The following is a 23258-nucleotide window of genomic DNA, read 5'->3' as shown; positions in this document are numbered from 1 at the left end:
AAATTTGTGAGTGAGCAACAACAAAATGAAGTGATCCATCACCTGAAACAAGCACTGTCACATTTGGATACAGCATTAAATGTAACAGTCCAGTCTCTAAGGAATAACCCTGGTTCCAAGAAATTGGTCGGGACCATTTGGGAAGAGTTTCTCGGCACCTTCTTTAGCAGGGTTCGGTCAAAAGGAAAAGAAAACAACGTTAATCTTCTTAGCTTGATTTCCTTTCCGAAATTACGAAAATTCTAAACAGCCCAAAACAAGGTGTTCGAACAGAACGAACACCTTGCTTACTTTTTTGAGTAAATGATAGTTTTTATCCTGTCTCATTATAAAAAGGCAATGAATTTTCCAAGCATGATATAAAGGAACGGCAACAAAAACATTACCACATTAATAATCATGCCCGACTTGCTCATCTCATCGCTTCGATAATTGGCATACGCAAACAGCATCCCAAAAGGAGCAAGAAAGATCGGCAATAAAATATACGCTTCTTGAACATCTTGATTTTGAATCGGAGTGTAGCGCACGAAATTACTCATAAAAACTAACCACTGAATAGTTCCAATTACAAGTGAGTATAAACCGAAGAAGCAAAATTTCTTCTCTTTTTCATGGCGTAACATTCGAATCAAAATGGAACTCCCCTTTTTTAACTTTTAAAATCATACTTAAAAACAGGGTATCACCAAAAAGAGGAAAGGCTTATCGATGTCAAAAAACAAGCAAAAGAGCAGGTCTATACGCACAAGGCTTTTGATTTTTCGCATGAGAACCAAAGAGGATTTTTTACATACTTCTACTTCATAATTTTTTTATGGAAATTTTACAATAATCTAACAATCACAAGATATGTTGGGACATGTTTTAAATAGAACATATTGAAAAATTTAATGATGACATTTTCTTCTAAGATGGGCGTTTACAAATGTGGCCATAAAACTATACTACCTCCAAAATTTATATAGACCCATTATGATTAATAAGCAACTCGGAAGAAAACGAAGTTGACTTACCCATTTTAAGTTCGCAAATTTCGCTCCTGCTAATATTCCTAAATAAAGAAAAATTCCACTCATTATGGCAATCATGATTGGTGTTAATAAAAGAGGATAACCCAAAAACGCAGCTCCGATCCCTGCACCAAAAGCATCTAGTGAGAGTGCTATGCCTAAAACAGCCGCTTCTTTCATAGAAATCCATCCTGATTGGTCAATATCCGCTTTCGTTGGTTTTTCCAAGATTTCAATCACAACTCTTAGGTTTTTGAATGTAATGATTTTTTGGGTAGGTTTCTTTTTATCTATCTGAGAAAGCGGAGGTTAAAAAGCTAATTCGAACAGTTTATGGATGGTTATTTTTTGATTTCGGGCAGGTTCTATCTCTTATTGGTGAACCTGCCCTTTTTTGACAATATTCATCGCTTCCATGCCACTTAGATTAGAATAGAAGCAGCTGTTCGTTCTTCAATTTCAACATCACAATCAATGAACGTGCCTTTATCTAATTGTTTTTTCATTCGCTCGAATTTTACTTCAGCGACCATATCTTCAATGCCTTCTTTTGTGGAGGCAAGAAAGTATTTCATTTGTTTGGATAAGTTTCCAACAATCGGTTTCAATGTTTGCTTTGCAATCGGCACTAATGCAGATGTCGCAATGACAAGAGCAGATCCGACAATGATTCGTTGTACCATCATGTTCCTCCTATATTCTTTTTTATCCCGCATTAACGGCCCCACCGACGGAAGTTTCCTTTATCAAGTGAGACGGATCTTTCCTGAACTTATGCAGCAGCCAAATGGCTGGCAGGAAGCGCTTTCTGTTTTGTTGGTCTTGTTAAAAAGCGTACAACAGGTTTCGCAACAATTGCTGAGCTTCCTGCAACAGCTAAGATTGGCAGCCAACTCATAAGCGGCAGTGGTACTGTTTTAAAGATGGCGCTTAATGGACTAATGTAAATCGTTCCAAGCAGTGCAAGCCACGAAGCACCTAATGCCCCCACAAGGAAGCGATCTTTTGCCCAATCGCGAACTGTTTCAGTTGATCCTGTTTGTCTCCAAGAGAACGTTTGGACGAGTTGGCCGGCAACAAGTGTCGCAAATGCTGTTGTTTGAGCAACTACAAGAGACGCACCAGCAGCTAGGCTTGTTGCGAATAACGCAAGGGAGCCAACGCCTAATAGTGTTCCTCGTGCGACAACTTGTTTGTAAAGGGTACGATCTGCAATTGACCGACGTTTTTCTTGTGATGTTTTGTTTCCTGGATTCACCGCAAGAACCATTGCAGGCAAAGCATCTGTAGTTAAGTTCATTAATAAAATTTGAATTGGCACAATTGGCAGTGGAAGACCTGCAATAACAGCTGTGCTTGTGACGAGAATTTCCGCTAAGTTACCGCTTAATAAGCAGCCGAGTGCTTTGCGAATATTACTGATAATGGTTCTGCCTTCTTTCACACCTTCAACAATGGAACCGAAATGGTCTTCTTTCAACACAATATCAGCTGTTTCTTTTGTCACTTGTGTGCCTGTTTGTCCCATCGCAACACCGACATCGGCTTTTTTAATGGCAGGAGAGTCGTTGACACCGTCACCTGTCATTGTCACAACATGACCTTGCTTTTGCAATGTCGTGACAATGCGAAGCTTATGATCTGGTGTGACGCGCGCAAAGATACATACATCATCCATGATGTTTTCAAGCTCTTCATCTGACAGTTTGTCTAAATCGTGACCTGTAATGACTTTACTGCTGCCGTTACAAATACCGATTTGCTTTGCAATTGCCATCGCTGTAATCGGGTGATCGCCTGTAATCATAAACGGCTTAATGCCGAGTCTTTTTGCTTCTCGAATGCTAAGCTCGACATCAGCTTTCGGCGGATCAATCATCCCAGCCATCCCGACATATACTAGCTCTTGATCGATGTTTTCAAAGCATGGCTCGTTATGATCGATACGACGATATGCAAAAGCAAGTATGCGAAGCGAGTCATTTGCATAGGCTTCGTTTTGCGCCGTAATTTTTTCACGCATATTGCTTGTTAACGGAAGCTTCTTACCGTTTTTCTGATAATGTGTACAGCGTTGTAACATCTTTTCAACCGATCCTTTTGCCATGACATAACATTCTTTGTGATTTGTTTCATCTTTACAAACAACACTCATCATGCCAGTGCTAGAATCAAACGGCACTTCATGCATACGTGTCCAATGCGCATGATTGTCTAATCGAACATTTCGTTTCGCTGCCAATGTCATAATGGCACCTTCTGTCGGGTCACCTTTAATGTCCCAGCGATTATGCTCGTAGTGCAATGTTGTATTACTGCATAATAGGCCAATTTTTAATAGCTTATCTAGCTCTTTTGATGATATTTCTTTGCCATCTGTATGAACAATTGTTCCTTCCGGCGCATAGCCATCTCCAGAAACCGTAAACTCATCGCTCATCGTGGCAACTTTTTTCACGGTCATTTCATTTTTTGTTAGTGTACCTGTTTTATCAGAGCAAATCACCGTTGTTCGGCCTAACGTTTCAAGCGCTGACAGTTTACGAACGAGTGATTTTTTCTTGGACATTCTAAAAATACCTGCTGTTAAGGCAACCGTGATTGTGACAGGCAAGCCTTCAGGAATCGCTGACGCCGTTAGAGCCAATGCGGATGTAACCATCTGTGATAGTGGTTTTCCTCGCAGCAATCCCGCAGCAAATACGACTACACCAGCTGCAAGAGCAGCTTTCATAAACGTTTTGCTAATGGATGTGACTTGTTTTTGCAGAGGTGTTTCTTGATCTTCTTCTGTATTTAACAATGCAAGAAGGTGCCCCATCTCTGTGCTATTGCCTGTTTGCACGACAATTGCTCTTGCTTTGCCCCTCGTCATGTTTGTCCCCATAAACAGCATGTTTGTTCGATCTGAAAGCGATTCGTCTTCTGCCACAACGCTTGCTGTTTTGCGAACCGGCAATGATTCACCAGATAATGCAGATTCATCCACTTCCGCATTCCATGCTTGAACAATGCGAAGGTCCGCTGGAATACGGTCGCCTGCTTCAAGTTCAACAATATCACCAGGTACTAATTGGGCAGCGTCGATTTCAACTTTCCCCCCATCACGGACGACATGGCAACTCAGCGGGACAAACTGTGTCATCGTTTCAACAGCACGTTCAGCTTTTCTTTCTTGTAATGTGCCGATTCCTGCGTTTAATAAGAGGATGGAGCACATGGTGATTCCATCAAATAAGTGTCCTGTCAACATGCTTAATACAGCTGTTGTTCCTAAAATGACAGTTGTAAACTCTTTGAGTTGAGCGAGATAGCTTTTTAGCCAATGTGGCCGCTCTTTTGGTCGTAACGTGTTTGTGCCGTATGTTTTTAGTGCTTGCTGATGTTGTTCATTTGTTAATCCATTCATTGTATGGCTTTGCAAACGGCGAATAACCTCTTGTTCATTTATAGCATGCCATGCAATATTAGGATGTCTACTTGTTATAGGCTGTTTTTGCTGCAGCTGCTGATCCTTTGCAAAATATTGTTCTGTCCGTCGTTTGGATTTTGTTAAGAACGATAAAGTAAGCGCATCAGCCATTAAATTAATAACTGGTGCACTAACAAGTAAAGGAGCAGCGATTACGGCGCCTGCAACATTCCATATGGAAGTTATTTTCAGATTGTTTTCAACCATATGGTCGATTTCTTTTGCATATTGATAGCTTTTTATAAGCTCTGGCAACTTTGATAATTTTACAGTTGGATAATACGAAACCACCTTATCTTCCGAAATTAAATCTTTTGAAATAAATAAGACTTCCTCCCGTTGTCTTGGGAATGAATCATCAATTTCAGCTAAGTGCAAGTTATACTGCTGTTGTAAATATTGTGCTAATAGACCGATATCTACATTTTTCTTGTTTTTTAATATCGAAATCTTTGTTCCATGCTTCACACTTTTAAAAAGCGTATCACAATGTTGATTTACGTTTCCGTCCGAAACAATCAAGGAAGCATCATCAAAAACAATCGCCTTTGTTTGCGATAATTGATAGATTGACCCATTTTCCGGGATGTATTGTTTTGTTTCCTTTGCCATGTATTCGGCTTGTTTCCATGTATACTCTGTTGAAGTTAAAACAGGACGAGGGTTTACTGCTAATAAAATCGCTAATGCTGATAATGGATTACGCGACACAGCTAAGCTGATGCCAGCTGCAGCTAGACCAAGCCTGCTCATTCGTTTGCTGTATCTTTCAACTTTAGGAGATACATAAGGTTGATCCAATATGTCATGGTGTTCCCGTTTTCTTTTCCAATTTAAAAATTGCAAAACACTGATTCCGGCTAAAACAATAAGGTTTTCACGAATGAGTGCCAAGGCTAACGAGCTAGCTCCGAACAATAAATCAATATTTAACTTTTTGTTTCGCTCCAATTTCTGCAAACCTCTTTTTATGAAAGGATAGCCAGTAGAAACGGCGATAAAGCTGCTTGCATAAAAAGGCAACGGGTGTCTTGCCAAGGCAGACCGCCCCACAAATAACTGTTTCATTCCTAAAGCGCCAAGGCCTGTAACAGACAAGGCAAGAGGCAACGGAACTCTTTCATCGTCTGTTTGTGTTTTTGGGGCGTATGGCATCACTTCAAAATAAGAAGAGTTCACAGTTGGTTCAGCCATCGCAGCTACTTCTTTATATACATGTTCTTCCTTAGCCTCAATTTCATTTTGTTCGTTCAGTTGTTCAAATTGTTTCTTGAATAACACTTCTTCCACTTTTTTTATGTATAAAGTAAGAATGGCAACGCTGGTTCTTTGTTCATCGAATAGGATGAGTACTTTGCCTGTGTTCCAATTTGCCCTTACATATGTAACACCTTCTATGGAAGAAAAAATGAGTTCAAACTTTTTCGCAATCTCGATGTTATTTTTCAGTCCAAAAAGTTCGAATCGCAACCTTCCCGGAAGGACATGACATGATCTCTTTTTAAAGGCCATTGCTTCCAAATCTGCTCCCCCCTTTCTATGTCTATCGTTTTTCACATACGATATATCTTAGACAAAATTCCCAGTTCTATACAGGCATTAAAAAAACTTTTGATGAAAGACTAGAAAAAATAAAGAGTCTAATATCTTGGCTAGGGTTTACATACAAATGTAAGGAGGTATAGTCGTGTTTAAAAAACTCTTTTCTTTAAATAATCCAATGGGACTAGTCATCGCATCTGCGACGATCGTTCTGGCACTTTCACCAGGAGCAAGAAAGGGAACACGGAGATTGTTAGTAAAAGGAGCAGGAGCAGTCCTTGCGTTAGGAGATCAAGTGAAAGATTTAACAACTGGTGTAAGGAAACAGCTTGGTACGATTGTAGAGGAAGCAAAAGCCGAAAAAGAAATGATGATGGTTTCTGATGTGTCCGAAACCATGAAAAAAGGAGTAGAAGAAGGAATCGAAAAAACAAAACAAGCTGCTGAAAAAACGAAGCAGACATTTAGTCATTTGTTTAAAGAAGAGAATACAAATAAGCCAGTCGAACAGTTTTAGGCGTTTAAAGTCTTAAATGCTCCATCCATTAAACATAAATAAAATGAAATAGGACAGCAATTAATGTAAACGCAGAAAAAACGGGCCTCGTTATGATCGAGGCTCGTTTCCGTTTGTTAATGTCCATGTTGAATTGAGTAATAAATCTAGAACATATTGGACATGTTTTAATTATGATATTTTCTTTTAAGGTGGGCGTTTACAGTGGAAATAATGAATACAACGGCCGATACAAAACATTTGGAAAATCCCGTCAATTATAACAATCGTGAGTTGAGCTGGTTAGCGTTTAATCAACGCGTGTTAGAAGAGGCAATGGATGAAGAAAATCCTTTGCTGGAACGGTTTAAGTTTCTTGCAATATTCAGCTCAAATTTAGATGAATTCTTTATGGTCCGTGTGGCCGGATTAAAAGATCAAGTCAAAGCAGGGTTTAATAAACCGGACAATAAAGCCGGCTTGACTCCGAAAGAACAATTATCGCTTATCTCCAAAAAAACACATGGGTTGGTTGAATTACAATACCAGACATATAACAAACCTCTTCTGCCCAGGTTAGAAGCTGAAGGCGTTTCCATTATCTCGATTGAGCAAGCAAGCGAGGACCAGATTTCATTTTCAGAAACATATTTTAATGAACAAATTTTCCCCGTTTTGACTCCGATGGCCATTGATGCGTATCGTGCATTTCCATTGTTATTGAATAGAAGTTTAAACCTGGCGATTGTTATTGAAGAAAATACAGAAGAAAGCATTCAAATTGGTCAATCAAACGGCAAGCTGGTCATTGTACAGGTTCCTGCCGTGTTAAATCGTTATGTGGAGTTACCAACTAAGCTCCAGACGAGAACATTTATCTTACTTGAAGACGTCATTACTTATTTTATCCATAAATTTTTTAAAGGGTATATGGTTAAAAGTGTTACACCATTTCGCATTACAAGAAACGCAGATCTGACCATTCATGAAGAAGGAGCATGTGATTTGCTTCGGGAGATTGAAAAAGAATTAAAGAAACGAAAATGGGGTGCTGAAATTCGACTTGAAATAGATGGTCGCAATTACGATCAAAATATACTGGAATATTTGCAAGAAGAGCTTGAAATTCATGAAAAAGATACATATATCATTGATGGTCCGCTTGATTTAACATTTTTGTTTTCATTTTATAAATGTATTGAAACAACACATGAACACCTTGTTGATGAAAGACTGATTCCTCAGCCTCCGAAAGATTTAGCGGCCAACGAAGATATTTTTGAGAAAGCATTAGCACAAGACATATTACTTCATCATCCATATGAATCATTTGAACCGGTCATCGATTTTGTATCTGGGGCTGCGGACGATCCGGATGTTTTGGCTATTAAGCAAACATTGTATCGTGTGAGCGGTCACTCCCCCATTATTAGAGCATTAAAACGTGCGGCAGAAAACGGAAAGCAAGTTACAGTTCTTGTTGAGTTAAAAGCCCGATTTGATGAAGAGAATAATGTACATTGGGCAAAAGAGCTTGAACAAGCCGGCTGCCATGTTATTTATGGAATCACCCATTTAAAAACACATAGTAAAATCACACTCGTTGTTCGTCGTAAAAACAGACGGATTGAACGTTTTGTCCATTTAGGGACAGGAAACTATAATGATGCAACAGCAAAAATTTATACAGATTTAGGCTTAATTACATCGAATAGACAAATAGGTATTGATGCTACAAACTTCTTTAATTTTTTAAGCGTTTATACTGAAAAACCAGCATATCACCATTTATCAGTAGGACCATTCGATATTCGCAAAGCTTTTATTTCATTAATCGATCAAGAAATCGCCTTTCATAAAAAACATCAAAATGGCCGTATTATTGCCAAAATGAATGCATTAACAGACAAAACGTTAATCTTGAAGCTGTATGAAGCTTCAAATGCCGGTGTGAAAATCGACTTAATTATACGGGGCATTTGTTGTTTGAGACCCGGTATTAAGGGGGTAAGCGAGAATATTAAAGTGCGCAGTATTGTTGGACGCTTTTTAGAACATGGCCGTATTTATTATTTTCATCATAATGGTGAAGAAAAAACCTTTTTATCATCTGCTGATATGATGACACGAAACATGGAGAATCGTGTAGAAATTTTATTTCCAATTTTGGATGACCACTTAAAGGAGAGAATCCACGATTGGCTATCGGTGATGTTGGCGGATAATGTAAAAGCCCGTGAACAAGATCCTGAAGGAAATTATCATTACGTAAAACGGACAGAACAGGAACCGATGATCAATAGTCAACTAGAAATATACAAGATGATATACCATGCAACAAAAAAATAAAAAAATAAAGAGAATACGGAGCTGTAGCTATGGTCCAGCAAAAGGCAGACTCCATTAAATGAGGGATTAAATCGTCAAGCCGCTTTCCTTACAAAAAAAGGGGCTGACCCCAAAGCCTTCAGGGAAGGACAACCATCTATTTTTTCTGCGATGAAACGTGACTGAAATCCGTGATTTTCTTGGATTTTTCATGACGGCTCATTGCAGGAGGGTGTCCCATAAGTCTCGAATTAATGATAAAAGTTGATCTTTACTGAAAGGACCCGTCATGGAATCCTCTGATTTTGCCGAATTTTCATGACGGGTCCACTCTCTTTTTCGGTCATATACGATTCCGACCGGGTTCAAAGCGAGCGGCCTCTCCCCTGTCAATTTATATAATTCCCACTTAATTTTTTAACCTCTGTCACCGGTTTTTCTTCTATTTGCGTTGCGCCTTTCTTTTTTTTCATCTTGAACGGGCTTACAAAGGATTTGACATAAATGCTTTTTATTTATGTCAAATGATTTATGTGAATTTATATAGATGCACTCATCTCATCTACTATCGCCTAGTCTCAACAAATTATATTATATAAAGATTGCTTCTTTCGTTAAATCGTCTAATTTCACCTAATCTCATTCTTATCTTACTTAGCTATGCAAACTTCCCCTCAACCAAGGGCGATGTCGATAGGGACCGATCGGGATTTGGATGAGGCTGGTTTTTCCTTGTGGATCCATTTTGTAAATCTCATCACACAAGTTCGCATCAAACCCGAGGAGCGGGTGCCCCCCCATCCCGATGGCTGACGTCGCTAACAGTAATCGTTGCACGAGCATACCCGCTTCCATTTGTTGGATGCGATATCCTCTGTACCCCAGTCCCGTTTTGAAGTGATCCTTATCCCCTGCCACATGCAGGCAGAGCGGTACTTGGAACAAATTTACATTATCTAGAGACATTCCGTATTGCAACCGGAGTCGATGATCTCCGAGATATACCTGTCGCAACGCATGAGCAGTGCTGTCATAATGATAAGCACCATCCGGAATGCCTTCAACATTATACAAACAGCCATACAGTGAGACACGGGGCTCGTGCTTCTTATGTGCACCATCCAAATCATTTCGATACGAGAAGGAAGCCGTCGCCTCCTGCAGCAGAGCGGCCAGTTGCGTTTGACTTACCTTTCCCAAAACGAAATCCATGTCCGGTGAATATCGCTTTCGGCAGACTGACGCCAGATCATACGACAACCGCTTCACGTGAGGCAGAGCTACCGCTTGACCCTCACAATTCATACTCTCCGTCGCCTTGATCTGTCGAAATGATTCCGTTGATTCCAGCATGGACGCTTCATTCATCTTGGTTAACATCGGATATTCTTTGACCCTCCGTGACCGGACGTAGTGCTGATACTGAATCGCGGTCAACTCCCGGCACAATTCGGCGGCAGAGACAATCCCGCCTATATCACTTCCGTTAGCAAACCAGATTGTAGGTTCCACCGATAGCGGGATAACCGCATACACGCTCTCCTCCTGTTCGGATAGCCCGAGCAGATGGTTGATGGCCCGATCAAGAAATTGGAAGTACACCCCCGATGCGAAGCCAAACCGTTTCGCCACTTCCAGTAACTGTCCAATCAGCACACCAGCATCCAACCCTTGCAGACGGTAGGCAAAGTTATTGTATTTAAAGAAATTTTTCCAAAACATTGTCGACACAAAAACGGTACCAAAACAAGCGGACATGTCACAGCGATTACCAAGAGCCCGGGCTATATATGAATCAAAATTGCCTTCTCGCAACAACACCAAGCGGTGGTGTGCCACATCATAATGGTACACTCCAGCAGGCAAATCCTCCATCTTCAGATACACGTACAATTCGTTTGGATACAACGCTCCACCGGAAGGAGCAAACCGCCGATACGACTGCATTAGGTCCGCCGATTGTTCTGTGGAATTCAAGGTAAAGACTGACTGGCAACATTGAGTAAGGCCGAATACATACCAGAGAAAATGACCGATTCTGCGAAGGTCAGGCTTTGCGTGTGTCTCCCGTTCGTCAAGCGTCAGCGGCACTTCCGGAGAAAGCGGAATAGCAGGCAAGCCACGGTAGAGCTTATACGCAAGCGGTGCATCTTCCCAATCCACCTCCCAGTCCGGCGGGCTTGCCTTGTCAATGTCGAAATGTAAATGGTGCAGAAACTCCTCTAGACTCATCCTCCTACCTCCTAGTCACCGCTTATGGAAACGGATGCGGATGTGGATTGAGCTGTTCAAGTGTCAGCGGTTGTTTCGCATACCCGAGTTCCATTGGTACCCTGAGTACCCTCTCCAGCCCTGTTACACGAGTAAGGTGATGCCCGAATGTCATCGGCAGCATCCCCGGGATCAACACCTTCACGCAATACAGTCCGTTTCGTATGGTTTCCGGTGTCGTCTGGTCCACCACAATCACATCGAGGTCCAATCGACGAAACACCTGAAGAATGTCCTTGAGATCATCGGTCAGGTCTTTATTTCTCGCCTTCCACTTGAATTCCTCCTCAAACGTTCGCAACGGACGATTATCGTCCAGCAAAAACCGCAGGCGCTCCTCTGCTTGGGGCAAACCGTACAGCATTCCGTGATCATCCATCTTCTGCACCAGGGAAGAATCTTGCAGCATTCGCACATACTCCTCCTGGTTCGCCTCGAATTTCTCGTCAAGCGTCAGCATCATTCCAGCCAACTCGTAAACCGCGCTTTTCACCGCCCGTACCGGATCCAGATGAGCTCCGGCCGCACAGATGATATTCAATCCCTTTTGCTTCCTGTTTTTCGCCAACGCCCAAACACTTGGAATGCCGTGCTCCATCGTCGAGTTAAACAAATACAGATCATATCCCCCCACCGCCCGCACGCGGTCGACCATCAACTGCAATTCTTGGTCGTTAGCGGAATAAGGGTCAAGACGCGGGAGGGTCAGCTGCGCGTACCAAGTCATCAGGAACGAATCACGCTCCACCACTTCCAAAATACCGTAGAAAATGGCCTCCTCCAAACTTCCGCCTAACGCACATCCGTTGGAAGTTTCATAGACAAATCCCTTCCCGCAGCCCAAGCTGTAATAGGCAAGCAGCTCTGGAACCAGAATGGGACGTTCTTGCAAAAACGAATAGCCCCATACCCAATTGATTGGGCAATCAGGATCAAACTGTTTAAATGGAAAACCAGGCCGCGCATACTGTTCCTTTGCATGCACGCCTACCTTGATAGGATTGAGCGCTTGATCTTCCAGATTGCGGAAACTATCATGAATCACTGTCCGTTTGCCGCGGGGCTCTAGACCGCAATACCGCTCCAACCCCTCCAAAATGGCAGTCAACTCACTTACCGCGTATGAATGAGTCCGGCCTGCTGCTCCCTCGTCCCCCGTGAACAAAGGCAGATTGATACTTACATCGGCAAATGGCGGCACGAGGTCATACATTTTACCATTCAAAAAGCCAGTCCGCTGATCCAGATAGTCTTTGACTAGAACTTTATTCAGATCATCCATCGAACGGCAGCGGTAACTGTCGGTGCCGATCTTCGGGCTTGGTTGCAGCGAAATTCGGGCCGCTGTCGGTGAATCGTCGGGTAATCGACTGCAAGCCGGACACAACGGATCGGGCAGAAAGGAATGCCATGAACTCTTCAGTGTTTTCAGATTGATTAAAAATACCCGTCCTTCTGAGTGAGCCTGATCACCTTGCACTACCCTCTGTACCTCGGCCCCGATCAGGTGGGCCATCTGCAAAAGTCCCGTGCGCGATGCCCATGCGTCACGCGGCATTTCTCCGCGCGCTGCCAGCCTCTGTTGGATCTCCCACATTTCTTTACGGTCGCGTCCTGCCATAAGGCGTCTTATTTCCGCACACTGGGAGCACCCCGGCGTATCCGGGCGAACCAGCGGCCCGACCACGCCCTCGCCAAATGAAACGAAGCCTCGCAGCCAGGGGATGCCGGTTGGCCGTAACACCTCTTCCGCCTTTTGATGAACGGAGGGATTCCAGGCATCGTGCAACATCAGAACCAAATCAGTCGCTTCCGGTACTCCTCCCTTGAAATCGGTATGACGAACTACCTGATATTGGGCGGACAGTTCTTCGCAAACAAGGTCCTCCAACAATCCTTCTCCGACAACCGCGACGACAGCACTCACCGGGATTCCTCCTCTCTTAACAACACACCAAATACCCCTACCGGTTCCTCTTTCAAAAATGGTTCCAGCGCTAGTTCGAAGACCAAGAGCCGCTTATGATTCCGTTCCAAGACTTGCATAGCGGACCGCAAAACCTCAGATTGTGTCGCCTCTTCACACACCGGAATCACAAGGTTTAGCGGCACCCCTTCTTCCAAAAGCACGGACGAAACTTCCAACGTTTGCATCTTGAGGCAATCCGCTTCGTTTTGTACTTTCATAAGCGCCTGTTGTAACGCATTCCGCAACGCCATTGTTGTATTTAAACCTACACTGCCATACCAGCGGCCGTTCGTACTGACCCATACCACAGGGAAGCCGGACACTTCCTCTCCCAAGCCGATTACCGGCGCTCCCTGCATCGTGGTCAGGGCCTGCAAATAAAACTGGCAGCGTTCATCTTCTACTGCGCTCAACTGCACTTGAGAGACAACATTCTTCTGTTCGACCTGTTGCTTGCTCAGCTCTTCGGCCAAACACTTTTGCAACCCGCGGCAAACTCCTTCCGCAAACGTTTCCCCCGCTCCGACACCGACAAATTCCTGCGTTTCTATCATACTACCCTCTGCTTCCTGATAAGGAGGTAGAGTCGTAACGAGCAGACCGACCATTTGCGATATATATGCTTCAATCCCGGCCAAACCTGCCTCTCTCCGTGCCTCCTCATGCGTCAAACCTGTACAGACAATGTCCGGCAGCAGCCTAGCCGGTCCCTCCGACAACGGGTCGACTGCCTGAACACGGCATTGAGCCAACGGCAGCTGCTTTAAGTCCCCCTCCTCCCAAATATGGAAAATCCCTGATACCTCTGATGTCAGCTGGCTGAAATAAAGAAGCAATTCACCCGGTTCACCTCTGCGCAAGCCTTGTTCAATCCGTACATCGAAATCTTCAATCCATTCAGCCGATGTACGTCCAATCACGAGCGGGTGAGGCATGAACGAATGCCAGTTTCCTTCCAACGTATCCAGATTGAGCAGGAAAAATCGATTTTTCTGTTCTGATTCGGTCATTCCTGTAACCTCTTTAAACAATTCAAACACAATCACATTGGCCAACATCGCTCCTGCTGTGGAAGAGAAGGCAGACAACTGCCGGCCTTTGCAAAGCACTGATTGATGTATACGGCGCCACATAGACTCCCAGCAGCCCTCAGAGTCCGGATGCACTAACGGACCCGCTAGACCCACCTGCTGTAGACATATAGCGGGAAGTAACACCTTCTTCTCTTCCCTGCAAACCGCATGAAGAACCCGCAGTTCCTCTACATCACCCTCATGTGACACATACAAAATCGAATGAAACGGCTGCACAATCTCCCGCCAAGAACTCACCCCCTCCTTCTTTAGTGTGATTTCCTCTACCGCCACCTCGGGATCTGTTTTACGGACATGTACCACCAGTTCCGTCAACCGACGCCTATTGGTCGGTACCGAGTCTGTGATTAGCACATGGAATTTTGGCAATCCGGATTCAATCAACGCTGAAACCACCGAAACAAAAAAAGGACCAGAGCCGACTGCCAACACTTTGGCCTGGCGATAGGCTTGAAAACGGTACGCACCTGAATCGCCGAAACTGTCCAAAAATTCAATTTGGGAAGCATGCTTTTTAAGAACCCGATCCGCCAATTGATGCGGCCGGTCTTGGCTCACATCCCGAACAAATCCGTTTCGATACAGCACTTCCGCAATTTCATACACCCGATCCCGGTATGGGCCCGGCAATCCGTCTGTCAAATCCCTCAACGTGTATTCCCCGTTGAACATCGGTATCAGCTTTTCAACCCACTGCTCGATCGAACTGCCTTCCATACGGAACGAACTTAAGTTGTTCCGAAAATACACACCGCTGTTTGGATCAGGGAGAAAAAACGTATCCCTTTTCACTTTCAGACGCATAGAAGGGGTTAAATTTGTCATCCCGCTCCTCCTTACCCGTGAGCTGTTCTCAAATCCGCATTATCACTTTCACTATAATCCTATGTACCGCAATTTGTCTCTTATGTCTAATCTTATAGTGAAGGGCCCCTACAACAACTCAGGCAGGGGCATTTTCTTCTCCTTAGCAGCCACGGTTTTCGTTAGAAAACTAGAACGATTAACCGCCGCAACGGCCGCCACCGCCGCAACGGCCGCCACCGCCACAACGACCGCCGCCGCAACGGCCGCCGCAATTAGAGCAACTAAAGCAGTTATGGCATCGAAAACAACTAAAGCAGCGGAAACAGCTAAAACAACCAAAACAACTACCGAAGCAACCACCGATACCGAAACCACCGCCGAAACAGCCACCGAAACCACCGAGTTGCCGGGACGAATCCATATAGTACTGGTTTTGGTCCCAAGGAACTACCTCGCTCGCCTGGAAATCGCCAACATTCAACATTTGAAGCTCATTTTGGAAATTATTCATTCTCATAGCCTCCGTAATTTAAATTAATAAGGTGTGCCAGTAACATGGAACGGGAATAGAACAACATTATCAGAAAAACACTGTGTAACAGGTGAATCCACCAATACTTCAAGTACTTTCCCCAACAAAATATGAACGATGATTGGGTATTGTTACTGATTCAAATGCCTATTTTTATTGGGTCCTCGTAGAACCGTCCAAAACGAAAACAGGATGATCACATTACTCTTTGTGTGCCAAGTTCGGATAAATTGACACAACCGTTTCACCCTTTACTTCCGCTAATCTGTTTCCGTTTATCACGTTTTTCTTGATATCGCTGGTAGAACCAAATGGCCATTGCAAGCCAAAATCCACTAGCAAAGTAGCCGCCGATGATATCACTGGGATAATGTACGCCTAGATAAATGCGGCTCATTCCAATCGTGAGAATCATCGTGATGCTGATGAGAATCAAGATACCGCGCCCCCACCGGGTAGGAATATGACGCCATAACAGAAATGAGAGCATACCATAAACAGTACATGCACTCATCGCATGACCGCTTGGAAAACTGTAACCCTCTATCTCAATCAGTCGATGTAAATCCGGACGGGTACGGTGAAAAAACTGTTTTAATGCCTGATGAGGACGGAATAACAGGACAGCTTGATGAAATATTCGCATAAAAAGTGACAAACGCTATCTGCTTTACCTAATTAAAGGATAAGCAGATAGCGTTAAATTCAGTCATATCAAAGGTTTTAAAGTATGATTCCGACTGGGTTCAAAGTGGGCGGCCTCTACCCTGTCAATTTGCATCACATTCCACATTAGGATATAACATTTTAGAGTTAACGAAAGCTAACTTTCTATATTCCCTAGCTATCCTGCCTGTGCTATTTTGTAAGTTCTGTTTCTATCGGTTTTCTTTTGATATCATGAGGGAAATTTTCTATAATAGTCATCTTCTCGTATTCACCTTCTCTTAGAACGCTTTTGTCACCTTTCATTAAATAGGTATAGACAGCAATAGAAATAAATAATCCGAGAGTCCAAGCATTATCCCAGAGAAAGCCAAGACCTGGAATTAGTAAGCCTAGTACAGGGATGACTACACCGATCACAAGAGCATAAATTCCGTTTTTATTAAATCCGGTCGTGTAACTGTAACGGCCGTTGGGTTCATATAACTCTTTAAGATCCATTTGTTTCCGTCGAACAAGCCAGTAGTCGGCAATAGCAATGCCATCAATCGGACCAAGTAAAGCCGCATATGTCCCAAGCCAACCAAATATATAGTTTCCAAAGTTGGACATGATATACCATGGCTGCAGCAAGATGGCAAATATCCCGGTAATGAGAGCACCCATTGCAAACGTAATACGTTTCGGGTATAAATTCTCAATGGCACGGGCGGGGGCTACAACGTTAGCCCCAACGTTAATGGTTAGGGAAGAAATAACAATCACAACTGTTCCCAAAAAGATAACAAATGGCGGGAACTTAGCAATTAGCTGTACTGGATCCCAAATCGCTTGGCCGAAGATGACTATAGTCGCTGATGTGACTGCTATTCCAATGAAAGAAAAGACGGTCATTGTAATTGGGAGAGAGAAGCTTTGAGCAACCATTTGCGATTTCTGACTTTTAGCGTAACGACAAAAGTCAGGAATATTTAAAGCGAGTGTAGCCCAGAAAGCGATAACACCTGTTAGAGTTGGGAAAAATACTTTTAAAAACTCACCAGTCGTTTTGAATTTAGATGGTGTCTCTAAAATGGGGCCCCAACCTCCCGACTGAGTGAATGCCCAGACGAGAAGAATAATCGAAGAGATGCCTACTACAGGAGCAGCAATTGAACCTAGTTTTTTAATGGCTTCGGGGCCTTTATAAGCAACCCCTACATTCAGTGCCCAAAACAAGGCAAATACGATGGCTGTATGTCCGGGTAAGTTTTCCCAGGCAGAGAATGAGGCTGTTAACAATGTATCAATTGCACCTGTTCCAATCCACGTATTAATTCCAAACCATCCAGCGGCTACAATTGCGCGGGCTAAAGCCGGAATGTGTGCTCCTTTATCTCCGAACCAAAGCCGTGCAAAAACAGGATATGGAATTCCAAATTTTGTTCCGGCATGTGAATTTAATAAAATCGGGATAAGGACAATAACATTGCCGAGAAAAATAGTTCCAATTGCCTGCCACCAGCTCATGCCTAGAGTAATCATACCACTGGCCATGGTGTAAGCCGGGATACATAAACACATCCCAATCCACAAAGTAGCGAAGTTTAGGCCCTTCCACGAATGTTCCTTGAGTGTTGTTGGTCGTAAATCATCATTCCACAATTCACTTTCACTCAACCTCTTAGTCATTTCTTCTGTTAGGGTTATAATACCATTTTGTTCAACCTGCGTTTTCATTAACAAGCCCCCTTTTTAGTAGACTAAACCATTTGAAGTCTCATGTATGTTTCAAGACGACGATTTCGATAAAGCTGCCATGCATTGCATCGAGTACTTCTCAGATGAGCCGTTTATCTATTTCTCCGATGATGACTTCGCTTGATTTTGGCTTTATGCACTTCAACCACTTTACCTTCGTTAAATCCATTCTTTGGTGTTACGAATACTAACTATATATAATTATATATAATGAGATAAACCCATTCATTAGACAAAATGTAAAACTATTTATATCGTTTTTTATATATTTTGTAGAGTTATAACAAAAATAGGCTCTGATGCAATAAGCATTTGATCAAAACATAGAACCGGCATGGCATTTTGAACTGAATCCAACACTAACTACTTCCCTAACCATCCACAGTGTTGGTTATCTGCAACTGCAATATTGATTAATTCCACCGCTTCAGATCTTATAGGTTTCAATTGATTCCGGAATCATTAACTGAACAATTGTTTATAGACCGTTCCTTAACTGAAAATAAATTTTGGTTAAGAATTATGAAAGAACAAGGATTAGAACTTATTAAGACTTGTCAAATTAGAAATGAATATTCTTATTATTTTTTAGTTTTGGCGCAAAAATGTTTACTAGAAATAGAGAGCCATTCATTTTATTCTTATATAATACCAATCTGTCGATCACATGTACGATATTTTCCGCACTGGTATTCCTCATCACGGGGTAGTAACCACAACAAAAAACGAACTCCTTTTCATATTAAGGAGTTCGTTTTTTGTTTAAGACGTTTTCTTTATTTCAATGACGTTATCCGGTTGCTGTTTGAGTTTTTTTCGGTAGACAATTTTTGATAATGTCACACTAAATTCGTATAAAACTAAAAGAGGCACGGTAACCAATATATCGGATATGAAATCAGGCGGTGTAATCAAAATGGATACCACGACAAGCAAAAAGTAAGATATCTTTCGTGCCTTTGAAAGAATCATAGGATTTATGACACCAAGAGAGGTGAGAAACATGACGACAAGCGGAATTTCGAATAAAAATCCAAACGGCAATGTCAAGTTAATCATGAATTTAAAATATTTTTCAGACGTAAACATCGTTTCAAATTGTCCTTCAGACAAAGACAATAAAAAACTGAGGACGGTTGGATACACGACAAAATAACCGAATGATAAGCCGGCAATAAAAAGGATAAACAGTCCAGGAATGTACGTTAGTGTCGTTTTTCGTTCTTTTTCAGACAGCGCCGGTTTTACAAATAGCCACGTTTGATGGGCGGCAATTGGAATGGTAAGAGCCAACGCGATCACGCCGGAAATCATAAAATACACCCATAGGATTTCACTTGGCCCCAATACAGCCAGATTATGGTCAAGATCACGAATCAGCCATGCGTAAATGTCCTTCACATAAATGAATGAGCCAAATAAAAAAAGCAGAAAGGCAATCAATGTATAGATGATCCGTTTCCTGAGTTCCTCAAGGTGCTCAACAAAAAGCATTTCTTGATTAGTCATACAGCTCCTCCTTTCCTCGAAACAAGAGGAAGATGCAAGCTTATTGCTTACATCTTCTTCAACATTACTTGGATTGCGTCTTTTCTTCTTTCTCGTCTGAAGAAATTAAGTCCTTAGCAGAGTTTTTAAATTCTCTTAATGTGCTGCCAAAAGCACGTCCAATTTCGGGCAGTTTAGATGGACCGAATATGATGAGGGCAATGACTAAAATCAAGATTAAACCAGGTACCCCGATATTTTGCAACATGGTGTTCCCTCCCTAAAATTTAAATCCTGTAATCGCCACAACTGCCGGACGAGGCATCTTTTCGCCTTTACGGTGCGGCCATGTACTTGTTGGATTGTTGATATCTTCTGTTTCTTCACCAGGGTGCTGAATAGACAAGAATAGTGTCTTTTCGTCTGGAGTGAAACAAGGTCCAGTGCATTCTGCTTCCACAGGAGCAGAGGCAAACTGCTTAGCAATTCCTTTATCCGGACCAACGGTAGGAATGACAAACACTCCGTTGTTACCGAAGCTTGTCCATGCACCTTGGTTCAAGCTGCTTGATGAAATATCCGTTACGGTCCATAAATTTGCGTTGCTGTCAAAGGTTAAGTTGTCCGGTGCGCTGAATCCGCTTTGACGTCCGCCGGCTGCAAAAATTTCATATTCAAATTCAGTTGCTCCATGGTCACCGTTTTTTTCGATGAAACGGGTAATGTGTCCATGTAAGTTTCCATGCTTGTCATTGTTCGTATGGGCAATAAAGATGGTGTTATCAAATGGTGAAATTTCCACATCCTCCGGTCGGTCGGTCGGTGTTCCCCCAAGAAGGATGGCCGCTTCGTGGCAGTTGGTTACAACATCGCCTTGCGTTTGGAATTTTTCCAGTAGTTCCGGTTTGCCAGCCGCCGCTTTTTGTACGGCCTCAATTGTCAGAGCAATCCATTGGCCTTTTTTAAAGTCCGCCACATATAAAGTCCCTTCCTCAAGAAGTCGGGAATTTGCTTTTCCTAATGCAGGTACATATTTATCTTTACTAACAAATTTATAGACACAAGCATCTTTTTTATCGTCTCCCATATAAACGACGACGCGATGGTCTTTGGCAAGACCCATTGAAGCATTTTCATGGTTGAAACGTCCAAGAGCGGTATGTTTGCGAACCGCAAAATTCGGATCGAATGGATCCACTTCGATTACCCAGCCGTAATGAGTCTGATCTAATCCGGCATCTTTGGAAGTGGTTTCGAAGTTTTCTTCACAGGATAAGACGGTATTCCATAATGTTCTTCCGCCGGAACAGTTGGCGAATGTTCCTTGAACGCTTTTTGCGCCGTTTACTGCTTTTGTTCCTTTTGCCGGACCGGTAAGTGTAAAAGGCGTTAACCCTGTTACTCGTCGAGCATATGTGGAAGCAGGGTCCATTTTCCATTTATTTTCTTTCTTATCATAATACACTTCAATAATGGAACCGCCCTGGTTGTAAAGAAGCTTTTCAATTTGGGCAGGAGTATACTTGCCGTTTACTTTTTCTCCTTCCACGTACAGTGGGTTTGTATATTCGTGGTTTACCCACAATAGGCCCCGTTCACTGGAATTTTTAATAGGAAAGTAAAGGGTGAAGTCGTTGTTAAAACCGAATGTGTCTCCCTTTCCATTGATCACATCGCCATAAGCGGCTACAACGTCATATTTAAACCCTTTTGGAAGAACAAGTTCGTCTTTGCTCACAGGTTCAACCGGAGTAAACTTAAAGCCGTTTTTCTTCGGTTTTACACCTAACAGGCTGTCGGTTTCCGCATTGGCTGTCTCGCTTAAAATGCCTAGACCAGAAGTAGCGATTGCAAGGGCAGTAGCACCTGTTCCAATACGTGTTAAAAAGGTGCGTCGATTTAACGATTTGTTTTCCATCGTCATGTCCTCCTTTATTTTCCCAGAAAACTTTCGCCTCTATTTTCAAGAATCTTTCACTCATCGTCAGATTCTTTCTGAAGCAAGTTCCAGCCATTTTTTTAGCCGCAACCATTTTCTCTGCAAAATGGAAATAGACCTTGTACGTTCTACGTCTATCAATCTATGAAATAGGGCATGTCCAATTCACATGTTAAGTGTAGTGAATTAAAGTAAAGCAGGTGTTAAGGTTTTTTAAATAATCTATTAAAAATTGTAAATATTCTATTGATTTTTATATATATTCCACTTAATAACTCGACACATTTTCATTCAATCAAGAGGCATCACAATCGGTGATCCAGACAACTTGAATTCGCCCGCAAGGGGGGTGCCAGCCGCTTAGGTCTAGAAAATTTGGCATGGCCGTTCTTTGGTCAGGTCGAATTTTCTAAATCGATCTATATAGTCACCATAACGCGGATTAGAGACAATCAAAAAACCTTGGACTTAATAGAATCATTTTATTATTCAGATAAGTCGCATTTTAGTTTAGAGAACAAAGTTGAAGACTGCTTCACACATAATAAGTATAACTAAGAGAGGTAAAAGGAACCTGGATAATAACGACTCTCTAAAATCCTGACTAAGAAGTTGCTTGATAAATAGATATATAAATAAAAATAAAAAATAGCCCAACATGATGGCAACTGCATAAAAAGGGAATCTCAAAATCATACAAAATACGCTGATGGTGATAATAAGAACCATTGAAATTTCCGTCTCATTAAAATATTGATCCATTTATCAGCACCTCCTATTATCCAAAAATTGAACATTGTTTACAAAATATTGTAAGCGCTAACTTTACATTAATAAATGTAAAGTTTGTCATTTTTAATTAACATATATTACCTTATGGGAAAAAGATACGATCTTTACTATTGAAAAAGCCCCTTACATAAAGCATCCAAAACTCCCTCGATATTTTTTGATTAAACGGAAATAGCTAACGCACAAGAAAGAAAGCTCCGGGAGGGGAACACCTTTGTGAGGGGAAAGTGTGTATGTTTACGATAAACATAAAACATCAGCTTATGTCTAGGCTATATGATTTAATATTGTCGGACATTAACTTTGTTAGTTCCCCTAACACAGGTATTTCAAAAAGTTTCTTACCCTTTTCTTTGATGTTTTTAAACCTTATAGAAACATTTTTACTACACTAGAACCTACCAGAAAGTAAATTTTTCAGATCTTCCATGGCTATTTCCGCATCTGGCCCTGAGATACGCAGCAAGGCAGTACCGCCACTTGTTAAACTGGCGGTCAATACCCACATGCTGAGCAAACTCTTGGCATTGATGGTTTTTTCGTTTGTTTCAATCAAAATGTAGCCGTTGAACCGATTCATTTTTTCAACAAACTGTTGAATTTTCGCAAGGTCGATTCTGGAAGAAATTTGACACGGAAAAGTGAGCTCCATTTTCCCCATATTGACGATCATCTCCTTTATAAAAGATAAAGAGTAATGCCGTACCAAAGATGTTCCCTGGAACAGGAAGATCCAACCATGCGACGAGTCCATTCCCGACAAAGTAGATAAAGAGGATTGTGAGAAAATGAGCAATAAAACGAACCATTCGGCCGACATCTCCAGTACATGGAATGACGCCCTCTACTATTTGTTCTATTTCTTAGCAAGCCAGCATCTGAATCTGTAAGAAATGTGCTTTGTATTAATCTTTTTCTTGTTTACATTCTAACGACGGCTTAATATCTTGAGGGGATAGCGAAACACCGTTTCCTCCTGCGAATTTCACAAAATATCGACCACTTATTGTGATAAAATCAATTTGACCAACCTCGCCGTATAGAGGATTATTAGGATCAATTACCTGTACGATCTCTCCTTTTTGAAAAAGCCGATATGGATTCATATA

18 protein-coding genes and 2 pseudogenes are annotated in these 23258 nt (G+C 42.2%); 4 read left to right on the top strand and 16 right to left on the bottom strand.

Annotation, left to right across the window (positions count from 1 at the left end):
* Positions 1-6: 6 nt before the first annotated feature.
* The gene (locus tag ACFOU2_RS11155; RefSeq protein ID WP_377915082.1) at positions 7-246 is read left to right on the top strand and encodes a hypothetical protein; all 240 of its coding nucleotides are present in this window, start codon (positions 7-9) and stop codon (positions 244-246) included.
* Between the two features lie 80 nt (positions 247-326).
* On the opposite strand, the gene ACFOU2_RS11150 is transcribed toward ACFOU2_RS11155, so the two are convergent.
* The 4 genes from ACFOU2_RS11150 to ACFOU2_RS11135 all read right to left on the bottom strand — a co-directional run bounded on the left by ACFOU2_RS11150 (position 327) and on the right by ACFOU2_RS11135 (position 5997).
* Positions 327-635 carry a hypothetical protein gene (locus ACFOU2_RS11150; RefSeq protein WP_377915080.1) on the bottom strand — a complete coding sequence of 103 codons (309 nt, stop codon included), beginning with the start codon at positions 633-635 and terminating at the stop codon, positions 327-329.
* A gap of 312 nt (positions 636-947) precedes the next feature.
* Positions 948-1253 carry a manganese efflux pump gene (locus ACFOU2_RS11145; protein ID WP_377915078.1) on the bottom strand — a complete coding sequence of 102 codons (306 nt, stop codon included), beginning with the start codon at positions 1251-1253 and terminating at the stop codon, positions 948-950.
* 182 nt (positions 1254-1435) lie between these two features.
* On the bottom strand, positions 1436-1696 hold the full coding sequence (locus tag ACFOU2_RS11140) for a DUF5132 domain-containing protein (RefSeq protein WP_377915076.1): 261 nt from the start codon (positions 1694-1696) through the stop codon (positions 1436-1438).
* Positions 1697-1785: 89 nt separating this feature from the next.
* Complete coding sequence (locus ACFOU2_RS11135) at positions 1786-5997, bottom strand: cation-translocating P-type ATPase (RefSeq protein WP_377915108.1); 4212 nt, start codon at positions 5995-5997, stop codon at positions 1786-1788.
* 175 nt (positions 5998-6172) lie between these two features.
* On the opposite strand from ACFOU2_RS11135, the gene ACFOU2_RS11130 reads away from it, so the two are divergent.
* Together ACFOU2_RS11130 and ACFOU2_RS11125 are read left to right on the top strand one after the other, a co-directional pair.
* Positions 6173-6544: a hypothetical protein gene (locus tag ACFOU2_RS11130; RefSeq protein WP_377915074.1), complete on the top strand. Its 372-nt coding sequence runs from the start codon at positions 6173-6175 to the stop codon at positions 6542-6544.
* A gap of 213 nt (positions 6545-6757) precedes the next feature.
* On the top strand, positions 6758-8872 hold the full coding sequence (locus ACFOU2_RS11125) for an RNA degradosome polyphosphate kinase (protein ID WP_377915106.1): 2115 nt from the start codon (positions 6758-6760) through the stop codon (positions 8870-8872).
* A 633-nt stretch (positions 8873-9505) separates the two neighbouring features.
* On the opposite strand, the gene ACFOU2_RS11120 is transcribed toward ACFOU2_RS11125, so the two are convergent.
* The 7 genes and pseudogenes from ACFOU2_RS11120 to ACFOU2_RS11090 form a co-directional block, all read right to left on the bottom strand.
* Positions 9506-11083, bottom strand: a complete 1578-nt coding sequence (locus ACFOU2_RS11120) for a SagB family peptide dehydrogenase (protein ID WP_377915072.1) — start codon at positions 11081-11083, stop codon at positions 9506-9508.
* Positions 11084-11105: 22 nt separating this feature from the next.
* Positions 11106-13049, bottom strand: coding sequence for a TOMM precursor leader peptide-binding protein (locus tag ACFOU2_RS11115; RefSeq protein ID WP_377915070.1), 1944 nt, complete (start codon positions 13047-13049; stop codon positions 11106-11108).
* Complete coding sequence (locus ACFOU2_RS11110) at positions 13046-15010, bottom strand: putative thiazole-containing bacteriocin maturation protein (RefSeq protein ID WP_377915068.1); 1965 nt, start codon at positions 15008-15010, stop codon at positions 13046-13048. Before ACFOU2_RS11110 ends, ACFOU2_RS11115 begins: the two co-directional genes overlap by 4 nt.
* Positions 15011-15118: 108 nt before the next feature.
* Positions 15119-15382: a hypothetical protein gene (locus ACFOU2_RS11105; RefSeq protein WP_377915066.1), complete on the bottom strand. Its 264-nt coding sequence runs from the start codon at positions 15380-15382 to the stop codon at positions 15119-15121.
* Positions 15321-15476 (bottom strand): annotated as a pseudogene (locus tag ACFOU2_RS11100) (heterocycloanthracin/sonorensin family bacteriocin); the annotation flags it as partial. The gene ACFOU2_RS11105 and the pseudogene ACFOU2_RS11100, both read right to left, overlap by 62 nt.
* A 292-nt stretch (positions 15477-15768) precedes the next feature.
* Positions 15769-16182: a phosphatase PAP2 family protein gene (locus ACFOU2_RS11095; protein WP_377915064.1), complete on the bottom strand. Its 414-nt coding sequence runs from the start codon at positions 16180-16182 to the stop codon at positions 15769-15771.
* Between the two features lie 200 nt (positions 16183-16382).
* Positions 16383-17909, bottom strand: coding sequence for an NCS1 family nucleobase:cation symporter-1 (locus tag ACFOU2_RS11090; protein WP_377915062.1), 1527 nt, complete (start codon positions 17907-17909; stop codon positions 16383-16385).
* A gap of 474 nt (positions 17910-18383) precedes the next feature.
* Here ACFOU2_RS11090 and ACFOU2_RS25695 point away from each other — a divergent pair.
* A pseudogene (locus ACFOU2_RS25695) lies at positions 18384-18476 on the top strand (DUF2935 domain-containing protein); the annotation flags it as partial.
* Positions 18477-18692: 216 nt separating this feature from the next.
* Here the strand turns inward: ACFOU2_RS25695 and tatC are convergent.
* The 5 genes from tatC to ACFOU2_RS11065 all read right to left on the bottom strand — a co-directional run bounded on the left by tatC (position 18693) and on the right by ACFOU2_RS11065 (position 23255).
* Positions 18693-19439 (bottom strand): twin-arginine translocase subunit TatC, encoded by a 747-nt coding sequence (gene tatC / locus ACFOU2_RS11085; RefSeq protein WP_377915060.1) that lies wholly within the window; start codon positions 19437-19439, stop codon positions 18693-18695.
* Between the two features lie 64 nt (positions 19440-19503).
* Positions 19504-19686: a twin-arginine translocase TatA/TatE family subunit gene (locus ACFOU2_RS11080; RefSeq protein ID WP_377915058.1), complete on the bottom strand. Its 183-nt coding sequence runs from the start codon at positions 19684-19686 to the stop codon at positions 19504-19506.
* Positions 19687-19698: 12 nt separating this feature from the next.
* Entirely contained in the window at positions 19699-21336 is a 1638-nt protein-coding gene (locus tag ACFOU2_RS11075; RefSeq protein WP_377915056.1) for a PhoX family protein, read from the bottom strand.
* Between the two features lie 1204 nt (positions 21337-22540).
* Positions 22541-22810, bottom strand: coding sequence for an HPr family phosphocarrier protein (locus tag ACFOU2_RS11070; RefSeq protein WP_377915054.1), 270 nt, complete (start codon positions 22808-22810; stop codon positions 22541-22543).
* A gap of 244 nt (positions 22811-23054) precedes the next feature.
* Positions 23055-23255 (bottom strand): hypothetical protein, encoded by a 201-nt coding sequence (locus ACFOU2_RS11065; protein ID WP_377915052.1) that lies wholly within the window; start codon positions 23253-23255, stop codon positions 23055-23057.
* Between the last annotated feature and the right edge of the window lie 3 nt (positions 23256-23258).

This window comes from Bacillus songklensis, from assembly GCF_042649685.1.
GTDB lineage: Bacteria > Bacillota > Bacilli > Bacillales > Bacillaceae_H > Bacillus_BA > Bacillus_BA songklensis.
This window is presented reverse-complemented; position numbering and strand designations above follow the sequence as displayed.

Bases quoted from the DNA above. Each gene is read 5' to 3' on its own strand.
- ACFOU2_RS11140 (WP_377915076.1), bottom strand. From the start codon at position 1,696: ATGGTACAACGAATCATTGTCGGATCTGCTCTTGTCATTGCGACATCT.
- ACFOU2_RS11135 (WP_377915108.1), bottom strand. From the start codon at position 5,997: ATGGCCTTTAAAAAGAGATCATGTCATGTCCTTCCGGGAAGGTTGCGA.
- ACFOU2_RS11125 (WP_377915106.1), top strand. From the start codon at position 6,758: ATGAATACAACGGCCGATACAAAACATTTGGAAAATCCCGTCAATTAT.
- ACFOU2_RS11120 (WP_377915072.1), bottom strand. From the start codon at position 11,083: ATGAGTCTAGAGGAGTTTCTGCACCATTTACATTTCGACATTGACAAG.
- ACFOU2_RS11110 (WP_377915068.1), bottom strand. From the start codon at position 15,010: ATGACAAATTTAACCCCTTCTATGCGTCTGAAAGTGAAAAGGGATACG.
- ACFOU2_RS11090 (WP_377915062.1), bottom strand. From the start codon at position 17,909: ATGAAAACGCAGGTTGAACAAAATGGTATTATAACCCTAACAGAAGAA.
- tatC (WP_377915060.1), bottom strand. From the start codon at position 19,439: ATGACTAATCAAGAAATGCTTTTTGTTGAGCACCTTGAGGAACTCAGG.
- ACFOU2_RS11080 (WP_377915058.1), bottom strand. From the start codon at position 19,686: ATGTTGCAAAATATCGGGGTACCTGGTTTAATCTTGATTTTAGTCATT.
- ACFOU2_RS11075 (WP_377915056.1), bottom strand. From the start codon at position 21,336: ATGGAAAACAAATCGTTAAATCGACGCACCTTTTTAACACGTATTGGA.
- ACFOU2_RS11070 (WP_377915054.1), bottom strand. From the start codon at position 22,810: ATGGGGAAAATGGAGCTCACTTTTCCGTGTCAAATTTCTTCCAGAATC.
- ACFOU2_RS11065 (WP_377915052.1), bottom strand. From the start codon at position 23,255: ATGAATCCATATCGGCTTTTTCAAAAAGGAGAGATCGTACAGGTAATT.